This window comes from Modestobacter sp. VKM Ac-2979 (assembly GCF_026967995.1).
Lineage (GTDB): Bacteria > Actinomycetota > Actinomycetes > Mycobacteriales > Geodermatophilaceae > Modestobacter.
In genome coordinates, this window is record NZ_JAPVBO010000005.1 from 260,579 (window position 1) to 272,998 (window position 12,420).

A 12,420-nucleotide genomic window follows, 5' to 3' on the forward strand; every position below is an offset into this window, starting at 1 on the left:
CCGGTGGGTGGGCAGCTCCCTGCGCCGACGGGTTCAGGGGGCGGTGAGGGTGAAGTCCGGGCGCGGCGCACCGGAGGGGACGACGCCGCCGGAGATCAGCGCGTACCGCATGACGTCGGCGAAGACGGGGGCGGCGACCTGGCCGCCCTCGGCGTCGCTGGTGGGCCGCTCGAGGTCGACGGCGACCACGTACTGCGGGTCGTCGGCCGGGGCGTAGCCGACGAAGGTGGTGAAGTAGCCACCGCCGGCGTAGCTGCCCGTCTCCGGGTTGGCCCGCTGGGCGGTGCCGGTCTTCCCGGCGACCCGGAAGCCGTCGATCTCGCCCAGTGGCGCGGTGCCCCCGGGCCCGACCACCGCCTCCAGCATGTAGGTCAGCTGGTCGGCGGTGGACTCGCTGACCACCCGCACGCCCTCGGGCTGCGGCACGTCGGTGACGGTGCCGTCCTCGGCGGTCACCGAGGAGACCACCCGCGGCTCGATCCGCACCCCGTCGTTGGCGAGGGTCTGGTACACCGACGCCATCTGCAGGGTGGTCACCGAGACGCCCTGACCGATCGGTACGTTGGCCGCGCGGCTCTCGGTCCAGTCCGCCGAGTCCTCCAGGATGCCGGCGCTCTCCCCGGGGAGCTCGATGCCGGTGGTCGACCCGAGCCCGAAGCGGCGCAGGTACTCCTCGAACGTGCTGTCGCCGACCTCCCGGGCCAGCATGATCGACCCGACGTTGCTGGACTTGGCGAGGATCCCGGTGACGGTGAAGTCGATCGGCTCGTGGTCGTGGGCGTCGGTGACCACGACGTCCCCGGCCTGGATGTGCCCGTTGACGTTCAGCACCGTGTCCTTGGTGGCCTTGCCCTCCTCGATCGCGGCGGCCAGGGTCACCGCCTTCAGCACCGAGCCGGGCTCGTAGACCTCGGAGAGGACCGGGTTGCCGAGCAGGTCCGGGTCGGTGGTGTTGTAGCTGCCCGGGTCGTAGCCGGGGCAGGAGGCCATCGCCACCACCTCGCCGGTCTGCACGTGCTGGACGACGGCCGACGCCGTGGTCGTCGCCTCGTCGGCGCAGGCGGCGTCCAGCGTCTGCTGCACGACGAACTGCAGGTCCTGGTCCAGCGTCAGCTGCACGGTGCTGCCGTCGGTGGCCGGCTGGGTGTCGTCGATGCCCGAGGGGATCGGGTTGCCGACGCCGTCGACCTCGATCCGCTCCTCACCGTCGATCCCGGCCAGCACGTCCTCGAAGGTCTGCTCGATCCCGGCGAGGCCGTTGCCCTCCTTGCCGACGAAGCCGACCAGCTGCCCGCCGACCGCGCCCGCCGGGTACAGCCGCACGGGGTCGTCCTGGAAGACCAGGCCGGCCTGCGTCGAGGCCGGGAGCTCCCGGATCTGGTCGGTGACGTCGGTGCTGACCTCATCGGCCAGGACGACGTAGCGCCCCTTCCGGGAGAGCTTCTCGACGAGCTCGTCGACCGGGACGCCGAGCAGCGTGGTCAGCGCCAGCGCCGTGCGGGTGGGGTCGGAGACCAGGGTCGGGTCGGCCGTCACCCGCTTGGCGTCCACCGAGTAGGCGAGCACCTTGCCGTTGCGGTCGGTGATCTCCCCGCGGACGGCCTCGATCGGGTACGTGCGCATCCGGTCGTTCGCGGCGGCCTGCGCGTAGGCGGCCCCGTCGACCCCCTGGAGCACCACGAGCTTGCCGACGACCACCACCAGCAGGGTGATCAGGAACGCCAGCCCCCAGCGGTTGCGCTGGTCCCGCTCCGCCAGCCCCAGCGGGTGGAGCCGCCGCGCCCCGGGCTCGCGACGGGACAGCGGCGCACCGCGCCCGGCCGGGCCGCTGGGTCGCGCCGGGGTGCGACGGGCCCCGACCGGACGGTTCGGCGGCAGTGGACCTGCAGGGGGCACGGATCAGTTCCCGGGGGTCGGCGACGCGGCGTCGGCGGGCAGGGGGTCGGTCGGCGCGGGATCGGTGGCGGAGCCGGACTCCGTGGCGGTGGCCTCCGGGTCGGTGGCCTCCTGGTCGGCGGCCTCCGGCTCGACGGGGGGCGTCGCCGGCGTGGCGCTGCCCAGCAGGACGGAGCTGCCGTCGGGCTGCAGCACCAGGTGCGCCGCGTCCCCCGGCGGGACCAGCCCGACCGCGGCAGCGGCGCGGGCCAGTTCGGCAGCAGTGTCGGCAGCGATCACCTGCTGTTCCAGTCGAGCCACCTCCTTGGCCTGCTCGGCCATCGCGACCCGCTGCTCGGTGGCGCGCAGGGAGTCCACGGCGATCGCGGTGTTGAGCAGGAGCAGGCCCAGCGTCGTCCCGACCAGCAGGGCGACGAGCACCACGACGAACGGCGCCCGGCGACCGCGCAGCAGCGCCCGCCGGCTGCCGCGGGGCGCGCGGGCCGGGGTCGGCCGGCTGGGCGGCACCAGCCGCAGCTGCGGACCACTCGGGACCGGTCCGCTGCGCCGGGGCGGGGCGACCCGGGGCACGTGCACCGGGCCGGTGGTCGCGCGGCCGGTGGTCCGGGCCGTCGTGGTCCGGGCGGTCGTGGTGCGGGCGGTCGTCGTCCGGGCCGTGCCCGCGCGGGTCGCCCCGGTGCGGGCGGTGCTGCCGTGCGGGGTGCGCGGCGTCGGGGTGCGCGGGGTGGAGGTGCGGGGGCTGCTGCTCCGCGGGGCGGAGCGCGCCGGCTGGCTCATGCTGCCCGCCGGAGGCGTTCGGCGGCCCGGACCCGCGCCGAGGCGGCCCGTGGGTTGACGGCGAGCTCGGCGTCACCGGGCGCCTCACCGCCCCGGGTCACCAGCTTCAGCACCGGAGCGTGCTCGGGCATCGGGACCGGCATGCCGGGCGGCGTGCGGTCGGTGGCCTCTGCGGCGAGCGTCTGCTTCACGATGCGGTCCTCGAGGGAGTGGAAGCTGATCACGACCAGTCGGCCACCGATCGCGAGCGCGTCGATGGCGGCGGGCAGGGCGCGGGAGAGCACCCCGAGTTCGTCGTTGACCTCGATCCGGAGGGCCTGGAAGGTCCGCTTGGCCGGGTGTCCACCGGTGCGGCGGGTGGCGGCGGGGATCGAGGAGCGCACCAGCTCGGCCAGCCGGGCGGTGCCGGTGAACGGCTCCCGGGCGCGCTCCCGCTCGATGGCGGCGGCGATCCGGCCGGCGAAGCGCTCCTCGCCGTAGACCTTGAGCACCCGGGTCAGCTCGCCCCGGGAGTAGGTGTTGACCACGTCGGCCGCGGTGCGGGGCCCGGTGGGGTCCATCCGCATGTCCAGCGGCGCGTCGGTGGAGTAGCTGAACCCGCGGGTGGGGCGGTCCAGCTGCAGGGAGGAGACGCCGAGGTCGAACAGCACGCCCTGCACCTCGTCGACGCCGAGCTCGGCCAGCACGTCGGGCAGCTCGTCGAAGACGGCGGGCACCAGGGTGGCGCGCTCGGCGTGGCCGGCGGCGGTGATCCGGGCAGCGGCCTCGGCGCGGGCGTCGGGGTCCCGGTCCAGGCCGATCAGCCGGAGCCCCGGATGGGCCCCCAGCAGGGCCAGGGAGTGGCCGGCCAGACCGAGCGTGCAGTCGACCAGGACGGCGCCCGGTGCGCTCAGCGCGGGGGCGAGCAGCTCGGTGACCCGGTCGAGGAGGACGGGGACGTGCAGCGCGGGCCCGACGGCCTCGGGGCTGCTCATCGACGAGTTCCTCTCCGGGCGCAGGGGTGGGCTGGGCGAGGGGTGGGGCCCAGTGGGGTGGGTGGTGGGCAGTGGAGTGCCGGTGGGGCGGGAGGAGCGCCCTGCCCCGGCCCGCTGCCCCGCCCGGCTCGCCTGGCGCCGGGGAAGCGGTACCAGGTGGAGCCGAGCTGGGGCAGCTGGGCGGGTGGGACGGTCGGTGCGGTGGACGTCGAGCCGGGGGGAAGTCGGCTCGCGGTCCGGGTCCGGTCGAGCCGCGGGGAAGTCGGCTCGTCCAGGGGTGGGGCGGGGTGGGACGTTCGGGGTGGTGCGGTCGGTGGTGGGGTGGGTGGGGGTCGACTCAGGACAGGGTCGGCATCCCCTCGCTCTCCATCGCGGCGAAGACGGCCTCCTGCTCGGCCACGTAGGCGTCCCAGGTGCCGGAGTCCCAGATCTCGAAGCGGGTGTCGACCCCGACGACGACGACGTCGCGGTCCAGGCCGGCGTACTCCCGCAGGGTGGCGGGGATGGTGATCCGGCCGGTCTTGTCCGCCTCGACCTCGACCATCGAGCCGAAGCTCATCCGGGCGTGCATGCGGCCTGCGTTGGTGTCGGCCGGCGCCATGGACTTCAGCGCGGCGCTCTGCTCGGCGACCCGGGCCATGGTCAGGCCGTAGACGCAGCGCTCCTGGCCCTTCTTGATCACCATGCCGTCGGCCACCAGCTCGCGGTACCGGACCGGGAGGGCGAGCCGGCCCTTCTCGTCCAGACGCAGGGGGTAGCTGCCGACGAACACCGGATCACCCCCTGCATCAGTCCTCCTGTGGTCGTGCCGGGCACCGTCCGTGGCCCCAGCCTCCCCATTGCGCGACACAGTAACCCACTGGCCCCCACTGGACACCACTCCACGCCGTGTCGCCCCCTCTCCTCCACCGCGCCCCACCGGCCACCTCCGGGCCGCGGGACGGCAGCGGAACGGCATCGGGACGGCATCGCCCGTGCACGCCGCTGATCAGCACGTACCGTGAGCGGGGTGACCGAGGGCACGGCAGAGCTGCGGTCGGACCGGGGGACGACGGAGCTGCGCTCCGCACCCCGGCACGACACCGGCCAGGACGCCGCAGCGACGCAACCGGAGACCGACGTCGACGTGGCGGCCGAGGGGGCGCAGCTCGCCGAGGCGATCGGCCGCGTGGTGGAGGGCAAGCCCGACGTCGTCCGGCTGGCGCTGGTCGTGCTGCTGGCCGAGGGCCACCTGCTGATCGAGGACGTCCCCGGGGTCGGGAAGACCACCCTGGCCAAGGCGCTGGCCCGCACCATCGACGGCACGGTGCGCCGGATCCAGTTCACCCCCGACCTGCTGCCCAGCGACGTGACCGGGGTGGCCGTCTACGACCAGGAGTCCCGGGCGTTCGAGTTCAAGCCCGGCGCCGTCTTCGCCAACGTGGTCGTGGCCGACGAGATCAACCGGGCCTCGCCGAAGACCCAGTCGGCCCTGCTGGAGTGCATGGAGGAGCGGCAGGTCACCGTCGACGGCGTCACCTACGAGCTGGCCCGGCCGTTCATGGTGGTCGCGACGCAGAACCCACTGGAGATGGAGGGCACCTATCCCCTCCCGGAGGCGCAGCGCGACCGGTTCACCGCCCGGGTCTCGATGGGCTACCCGGACCGCGACGCCGAGCTGGCGATGCTCGGCGAACGGGCCACCGTCGACCCGCTCACCGCGCTCACCCCGGTCGTCGACGCCGCGCACGTGCGGACCCTGGTGGCCGCGGTGGGCCGGCTGCACGTCGCCGAGCCGCTGCGCCAGTACGTCGTCTCGCTGGTCGAGGCCACCCGCCGCTCCCCCGACCTGCGACTGGGCGCCTCCCCCCGGGCGGGGCTGCAGCTGCTGCGGGCCGCCCGCGCCACCGCAGCGCTGGCCGGCCGCGACCACGTGCTCCCCGACGACGTGCAGGCCATGGCGGTGCCGGTGCTGGCGCACCGGCTGCTGCTGACCCCGGACGCGGCGCTGGCGCGCCGGGACGCACAGCGGGTGGTCACCGACCTGCTCGCCACCGTGCCCGTCCACGGCGGCCGCTGAGCCGGCCCACCCCAGAGACGGACACCCCGCCCATGGCCCGTACCCGGATCGCCGACGCCGCGTCCTCCCTCACCCTGCGCGGCCGCTGCCTGGTCGCCGCCGGGCTGACCCTGGCCGCGCTGGGCGCCCTGCTCGGCGAGCGGGCGCTGGTGCAGCTGGCCGTGTTCGTGCTCGCCCTGCCGGTGGTGTCGGCCGTCGGGGTCGCCCGCCAGCGCTTCCGGGTCGCCACCCGGCGCACCGTCACCCCGGCCCGGTTGCCGCGCGGCGGGTCCGCCGACGTGCTGCTGGAGGTGGCCAACACCGACCGGCGCCCGGGCGGCCTGTGGTTGCTCACCGAGCACCTGCCGGTCGACCTGGGCCCCCGGCCGCGCTTCGTCGTGGAGCGGCTGCTCAGCGGCAGCACCGCCCCGCTCCGGTACCGGCTGCACGGCTCCCGGCGGGGCCGGTACACCCTCGGGCCGCTGAGCCTGCGGCTGGTCGACCCCTTCGGCCTGGTGCTGCGCACCGCGACCGGCACTGACACGGCCGCCCTGCTGGTGCTCCCCCGGGTCGTGCCGCTGTCCGGTGGCGGGGCGCTGACCGGCGCCGGCGGCGACGGCGGCGAGGGCGCCCGCCGTTCGATCGCCGTGCACGGCGAGGACGACGTCAGCACCCGGGAGTACCGCTACGGCGACGACCTGCGCCTGGTCCACTGGCGCGCCACCGCCCGCACCGGCGAGCTGATGGTCCGGCTGGAGGAGCGCCCGTGGCGAGCCGCGGCGACCGTGTTCGTCGACACCCGGTCGACCGTCCACCTGCTGGGGGGAAGCGTCGACGGTGCAGCCGGTGACCCGGCCCCGCCGCAGGACACCCTGGAGTGGGTGGTGGAGGCCGCGGCCAGCATCGGCACCCACCTGCTGCGCCGGGGCGCAGCCCTGCGCGTGGTGACCGACGGCGGGGAGCTCACCCCGGCCCTCGGCCGCGGGCAGCTGGGCCCGGACGAGCTGCTCGAGCGACTCGCCGGACTGGGCGGTGCGCCCCAGCCCGGGCTGCAGCTGGGGGTGGAGGCGCTGCGCCGGTCGGGGGCCGACGGTCCGGCCATCTGCCTGCTGGGCCTCGTCGACCCCGAGGACGTCGCGGCGCTGGTCCGTGCCCGGTCGGGCCCGGGCCGGGACGTCGCGGTGCTGGTGGACGCGGCGGGCTGGCTGGACGGCGGGGCCACCCGGGGCCGGCGTGCGCTCGGCCCCGCCGCCCGGGCGGAGCTGTGCACCCGGCAGCAGCAGGCCGGCGACCTGTTCCGCGCGGCCGGCTGGCAGGTGGCCGTGATCGGCCCGGACCAGAGCGTGGCGCAGCTGTGGAGCCAGGTCGGCAGCCGGGCCGGCGTCGCAGGGCCGGTGCCGGCGTGAGCGGTCAGGTCGACGAGCTGCCCCGGGCGACCCGCGGCGGGCCGGGCACCGGGATCGCGGTCGCGGTCGCCGTCGGACTGGGCGCGCTGGCGCTGGACCCGGTCTTCGCCGCCCGCACGTGGCTGCTGCCGGTGACGATGGTGGTCGCCGCCGTCGGCCTGGGCGGGGTGGCGCTGCGGGCGCTGCTGGACCGGCTGGTCGACTCCGCCGCGGACGACTCCCCGTGGTGGTCCGGCCCGGCCCGACTGGCGGTGCCGCTGGGCCAGGTGGCCCTGGTGCTCGTCGTCCTGACGATCGTCTTCACACCCGAGCGCGCCTGGGCGGGCGTGCTGCCGACGCTGGGCAGCCTGGCCGACCTGGCCGGATTGCTCGGGGACGGCACCGCGGAGATCCAGGAGCAGGCCACGCCGGCGTTGCCGTTGACCGGGCTGGTGGCGCTGACCACCGTCTTCGTCGCCCTGATCGCGCTGGCCGTCGACCTGCTCGCCGTCCCCGCCCGCCAGCCGGCGCTGGGTGGGCTCGGTCTGCTGGTCCTCTACTGCGTCCCGGTGAGCACCGTGATCGGGGAGGTCGCGCTGATCTCCTTCGCCGCCCCGGCGGCCGGGTTCGCGGTCCTGCTGTGGGCCGACCAGCGGGCGCGGCTGGTCGGGGACGCGCGGGGTGGCAGTGGGTCGCCGATGGGCACCGGCACCCTGCCGGCCCTGCGCACCGGCGTGGTCGCCCTGGTCGCCGGCCTGCTGGTGCCGGCGTTCGTCCCCATGCTGGCCGAGGGCTCGCTCGCGGCGGGGCTGGGCGGGGCGGGCACCGGCAACGGGGTGGGGACGTCGCTGGACCCGGTGGCGGAGATGGCCGGCCAGCTGACCCTGCCCGAGCCGATCGACCTGCTGCAGGTCGACGCCTCGGTGGCCGACCCCGGGTACCTGCGCTCGGTGTCGCTGGACGAGTACAGCGGCGACGTCGGCTGGCGGATGAGCAACCTCGACGGCCAGGAGTCGATCGCGACCGACGGACCCCTGGCGCCGCTCCCCGACCCGCGGTCCAGCCGTGCGGTGACGGCTCGGGTCACCGTGCTGCAGCACGACGACCGCTTCCTCCCGCTGCTGGACTCCCCGCTGTCGGTGCAGGTGCTGGGCTCCGAGGACGAGGACTGGCGCTTCGACCCCGCCGCCCGGACCGTCTTCGGCCGGGACGTGACCACCGGGGGGCTCGCCTACCGGTTCACCGCCCAGCAGCCGCAGCCGAGCACGGCCGAGCTGACCGCCGCGCCGCTGGTCCCGGGCGACCCCCTGGTGGAGCGCTACACGGCGCTGCCGGAGCTCGACCCCACCGTCACCGCCCTGGCCGACCAGCTCACCGACCCGGCGCAGTCGCCCTACGAGCGGGTCCGGGCCGTGCTCGGCCTGTTCACCGACCCGGCCAACGGCTTCGCCTACAGCCTGTCCACCAGCCAGGGCACCACCGGCGACGACCTCGCCGACTTCCTCCGGCTCAAGCGGGGCTACTGCGAGCAGTACGCCGGCGCCATGGCCGTGCTGGTCCGGGCAGCCGGGGTGCCGGCCCGGGTGGTGCTGGGCTACACGCCCGGCCAGGTCGGCGAGGACGGCGACCGGGTGGTCACCACCGACGACGCGCACGCCTGGGTCGAGGCCTGGTTCGCCGGCATCGGCTGGATCCCCTTCGACCCGACCCCCATCGCCGCCGACCGCGCCGTGGAGCTCCCCTGGGCGCCCCGCACGGACGGGGTCGACGACACCCCGGACCCGGCCACGCCGGACGCCGGCGCCCCGCTGCCGGCAGCGCCGAGCGCCGAGCTGGACCGCGACGACCAGTACGTGCCCCCGCTGGCGCCCCAGGCCGCACCTCAGCAGCAGCTCACGCCGTGGCTGCTCGGGGCAGCGGGCAGCCTGGTCGTCCTCGCCCTGGCCGCGGTGCCGTTCGCCGTCCGCCGCAGTCAGCGCGCCGCCCGGCTGGCCGACGGACGGCCGGGCGCCCTGTGGGACGAGCTGCTGGCGACCACCGCCGACCTGGGCACCGAGCTGCCCGACACGTCGACGGCACGCCAGCTGGCCCTCGAGCTGGCCCAGCGGCTCGCCGCCACCGACCCCGCCGCGGTCCCGGCGGTGCGGACCCTGGCGCTGGCCCAGGAGCGTTCGGTGTACGGCCCGCCGGCGGCCCGGCCCGGACCGGACCCGACGCTGACCCAGGCGCTGACGACGGTGCGGCGGGCGTTGCTGCGGTCCTCCTCCCGCGGTCAGCGGGTCCGGGCGGCGGTGTGGCCGGCCTCCACGCTCGCGACGGCCGCACGGTGGGCGGCCGCCCGGGCCCCCCGCCGACCCCGCCCGGCCTGACCGCGGAGCCGGAGCTGGTTACGGTGGCCGGAGTCGGTGGCGTCGTCACCGCTCCCCCCACCTGCGGAGTGCCCCTTGCGTGAGATCGCCGTCTTCGCCGGCAGTGCCCACCCCGAACTCGCCGCGGAGATGTGCGCCCAGTTGGGCGTGCCGCTGCAGCCGGTCCGGAAGACCCGGTTCGCCAACGACTGCCTCGAGGTGCAGCTGCAGGCCAACTGTCGCGAGCGTGACGTCTTCCTCGTGCAACCGCTGGTCACCCCGGTGCAGGAGAACCTGGTCGAGCTGCTGCTGATGATCGACGCGGCCCGCGGCGCCTCGGCGGCCCGGATCACCGTGGTGATGCCGCACTACGCCTACGCGCGGTCGGACAAGAAGGACGCGCCCCGGATCTCCATCGGCGGCCGGCTGATCGCCGACCTCATGGTGGCCGCCGGGGCCAGCCGGGTGCTGGCCATGACGCTGCACTCACCGCAGGTGCACGGCTTCTTCAGCGTGCCGGTCGACCACCTGCACGCGCTGCGGGAGCTGGCCGACCACTTCCGGGCCCTGGACCTCTCCCGCACCACCGTCGTCTCCCCCGACCTGGGCAACGCCAAGGAGGCCGCGGCCTTCGCCCGCCGGCTCGGGGTGCCGGTCGCGGCGGGCGCCAAGCAGCGGTACGCCGACGACCGGGTCAGCATCAGCGCCGTCATCGGGGACGTCGCCGATCGCGACGTCATCGTGCTGGACGACGAGATCGCCAAGGGCAGCACCGTGCTGGAGCTCATCGACCGGCTGCGGGACGCCGGCGCCCGCACGATCCGGGTGGCCTGCACGCACGGTTTGTTCACCGCCGGTGCACTGGAGCGGATCGGCGCCCAGTCCGACGTCGTGGAGATCGTCTGCACCAACACCGTGCCGGTGCCGGCCGGGGCGTCGGAGAAGCTGACCGTGCTGTCGGTGGCCCCCGCGCTCGCCCAGGCCGTGCAGCGGATCCACGACGGGGAGTCGGTCAGCGCACTGTTCGACACCGCGGCGACCACCGACGCCTGAGCCGCCCGGAGAGGCCAGCAGCCGCCGTCCCCGGACGGGACGGCGGCTGCTGGCTCAGCGGGTGGGCCGACGCGCGCTACTGGTCGTAGCGGCGGCGGAAACGCTCTTCGAGGCGGCCCTTCAGCGGCTGGCGGCGCGGCTTCGCGCTGCTGCTGCCACCGCGGCCGCCCCCCGCCGGACGCCCGGCGGGACCCGAGCCGGAGTCGGCCGGCACGACGCCGGTCGCGGCCTTGTAGTTCAGGACCCCGAGGACGGCACCCCCGAAGGCCACCAGGAAGCCCAGCACGCCGACGATGACGTTGGGCAGGGCCACCCCGCCGACCACCACGGCCAGGCCGACGACCACCAGGACGGCGCCCAGTTGGAGCTTGCGGCGGGCCTTCTGTCGCCGGTCGCCGGTACGGACCGTCGAGGCGAACTTCGGATCGTCATCGACGAGGGCGCGCTCGATCTGCTCCAGCAGACGCTGCTCGTGCTCGGAGAGCGGCACGTCGACCTCCAGGTACAAGTGCAAGAAACCACCGGCGGCAGTCCGCCCGCGGTGACACCGAGGATACGAGCCGTTTGCGGCCTGCGAAAGGCGAGTCGCCGTCGACACTCCCGGCGATGCCCCGGTCGGCACCCCGCGGCACCCCTGACGGGCAGACGGCCAGCTCAGCGGGGCGTTCCCGGAGACGGGTCGCGCGCAACCGGACCGGTGCCCGGGACCTGCCGGCGACCGAGCAGGGTGGCCGGCCGGACGGCACCGGCCCCGAAGCGCCGGGCGGCCCGGTCGGCGGCCAGCTCGGCGTCCCGCCGGCCGTGCTCGCGAGCCCCCAGCTCGAGCTGGCGGGCGGTCGCCTCGGCCTCCACCAGCCCCTCGGCCCGCACCCCGACCAGCCGGATGCGGGCCCGGTCCAGCCCCAGGGCGTCGAAGAGCGTGCGGGCGGTGTCGTACAGCTCCTGGCCCACGTCGGTGGGGACCTTCAGCGTGCGGGAGCGGGTGATCGTGGTGAAGTCGGCGAAGCGGATCTTCACGGTCACCGTGCGGGCCAGGTGACCGGTCGAGCGCAGCCGCCCCGCCGTCCGCTCGGCCAGGTGCAGCAGCTCCCGGTGGATCACCTGCGGGTCGTCGACGTCGGTGCCGAAGGTCTCCTCGGCGCCGGTGGACCGGTCGGGCTCGTCGGGGACCACCCGCCGGGGGTCCCGCCCCCAGGCGAGCTCGTGCAGGTGGCTGCCGGCCGCCTGGCCCACCGCCCGCTGCAGGGTCCGGGCCGGCACGTGCGCCAGGTCGCCGACGGTCCGCAGGCCCAGCCGGAGGAGCACCTCCTCGGTCTTGGGACCGACGCCCCACAGGGCGCCCACCGGCAGCGGGTGCAGGAAGTCCATGACCTCGGCCGGTGGCACCACCAGCAGCCCGTCGGGCTTGGCCCGGGTGGAGGCCAGCTTGGCGACGAACTTGCTGCCGGCCACCCCGACCGAGCAGGTGATCCCCTGCTCGTCGTAGACCCGGGCGCGGATGTACTCCCCGATCGCGACCGGGTCGCCCAGCCGGCGGCCGCTGCCGGAGACGTCGAGGAAGGCCTCGTCCAGGCTCAGCGGCTCGACCAGCGGGGTGACGGAGCGGAAAAGCGCCATCACCGACCGGGACACCTCGGCGTAGAGGTCGAGGTCGCCGGGGAGCACGGTGGCCGTCGGGCACAGGCGCAGCGCCCGAGAGGTCGGCATGGCGCTGTGCACCCCGTACCGGCGGGCCTCGTAGGTGGCCGAGGTGACGACCCCACGGTTGCCCACCCCGCCGACGATGACCGGCGTGCCGGCCAGCTCGGGGTGCCGGCGCACCTCGACGCTGGCGAAGAAGGCGTCCATGTCGACGTGCAGCACCGTGCAGCCGGCAGCCCGGTCCCTGGTCACTGCGCCCCCCGCGTCCCCGTGGGTCGAACAGGTGTTCGACCCACGGGGACGATAGC

Annotated in this window: 10 protein-coding genes; 4 read left to right on the forward strand and 6 right to left on the reverse strand. The window is 75.6% G+C overall.

The annotated features are described in order from the left end of the window. Positions 1 to 33: 33 nt before the first annotated feature. From O2W15_RS16085 to mraZ, 4 genes are all read right to left on the reverse strand, one after another. Entirely contained in the window at positions 34 to 1,896 is a 1,863-nt protein-coding gene (locus O2W15_RS16085) for a peptidoglycan D,D-transpeptidase FtsI family protein (protein WP_269180103.1), read from the reverse strand. Between the two features lie 3 nt (positions 1,897 to 1,899). Then, positions 1,900 to 2,673, reverse strand: coding sequence for a hypothetical protein (locus O2W15_RS16090; RefSeq protein ID WP_269180104.1), 774 nt, complete (start codon positions 2,671 to 2,673; stop codon positions 1,900 to 1,902). Beyond that, positions 2,670 to 3,647 (reverse strand): 16S rRNA (cytosine(1402)-N(4))-methyltransferase RsmH, encoded by a 978-nt coding sequence (rsmH, locus tag O2W15_RS16095; RefSeq protein WP_269180105.1) that lies wholly within the window; start codon positions 3,645 to 3,647, stop codon positions 2,670 to 2,672. The genes O2W15_RS16090 and rsmH overlap by 4 nt, the downstream gene beginning before the upstream one ends. A 337-nt stretch (positions 3,648 to 3,984) precedes the next feature. After that, on the reverse strand, positions 3,985 to 4,419 hold the full coding sequence (gene mraZ / locus O2W15_RS16100) for a division/cell wall cluster transcriptional repressor MraZ (RefSeq protein ID WP_036340702.1): 435 nt from the start codon (positions 4,417 to 4,419) through the stop codon (positions 3,985 to 3,987). Positions 4,420 to 4,656: 237 nt separating this feature from the next. Between mraZ and O2W15_RS16105 the strand changes: the two genes are divergently transcribed. The 4 genes from O2W15_RS16105 to O2W15_RS16120 all read left to right on the forward strand — a co-directional run bounded on the left by O2W15_RS16105 (position 4,657) and on the right by O2W15_RS16120 (position 10,471). After that, a complete protein-coding gene (locus tag O2W15_RS16105) occupies positions 4,657 to 5,706 on the forward strand; it encodes an AAA family ATPase (protein WP_269162183.1) in 1,050 nt (349 codons plus the stop codon). A 32-nt stretch (positions 5,707 to 5,738) separates the two neighbouring features. Beyond that, complete coding sequence (locus tag O2W15_RS16110; RefSeq protein ID WP_269180106.1) at positions 5,739 to 7,091, forward strand: DUF58 domain-containing protein; 1,353 nt, start codon at positions 5,739 to 5,741, stop codon at positions 7,089 to 7,091. Then, positions 7,088 to 9,439, forward strand: a complete 2,352-nt coding sequence (locus tag O2W15_RS16115) for a transglutaminase family protein (RefSeq protein ID WP_269180107.1) — start codon at positions 7,088 to 7,090, stop codon at positions 9,437 to 9,439. Before O2W15_RS16110 ends, O2W15_RS16115 begins: the two co-directional genes overlap by 4 nt. A gap of 75 nt (positions 9,440 to 9,514) precedes the next feature. Then, positions 9,515 to 10,471: a ribose-phosphate diphosphokinase gene (locus O2W15_RS16120; RefSeq protein ID WP_269180108.1), complete on the forward strand. Its 957-nt coding sequence runs from the start codon at positions 9,515 to 9,517 to the stop codon at positions 10,469 to 10,471. Positions 10,472 to 10,547: 76 nt separating this feature from the next. On the opposite strand, the gene O2W15_RS16125 is transcribed toward O2W15_RS16120, so the two are convergent. Together O2W15_RS16125 and O2W15_RS16130 are read right to left on the reverse strand one after the other, a co-directional pair. Further along, positions 10,548 to 10,985, reverse strand: coding sequence for a DUF3040 domain-containing protein (locus O2W15_RS16125; protein WP_269180109.1), 438 nt, complete (start codon positions 10,983 to 10,985; stop codon positions 10,548 to 10,550). Positions 10,986 to 11,125: 140 nt separating this feature from the next. Continuing rightward, complete coding sequence (locus O2W15_RS16130) at positions 11,126 to 12,364, reverse strand: DNA polymerase IV (RefSeq protein ID WP_269180110.1); 1,239 nt, start codon at positions 12,362 to 12,364, stop codon at positions 11,126 to 11,128. Between the last annotated feature and the right edge of the window lie 56 nt (positions 12,365 to 12,420).

Excerpts from the sequence above, each read along its gene's own strand:
- O2W15_RS16090 (WP_269180104.1), bottom strand. The coding sequence starts at position 2,673 with ATGAGCCAGCCGGCGCGCTCCGCCCCGCGGAGCAGCAGCCCCCGCACC.
- rsmH (WP_269180105.1), bottom strand. The coding sequence starts at position 3,647 with ATGAGCAGCCCCGAGGCCGTCGGGCCCGCGCTGCACGTCCCCGTCCTC.
- O2W15_RS16110 (WP_269180106.1), top strand. The coding sequence starts at position 5,739 with ATGGCCCGTACCCGGATCGCCGACGCCGCGTCCTCCCTCACCCTGCGC.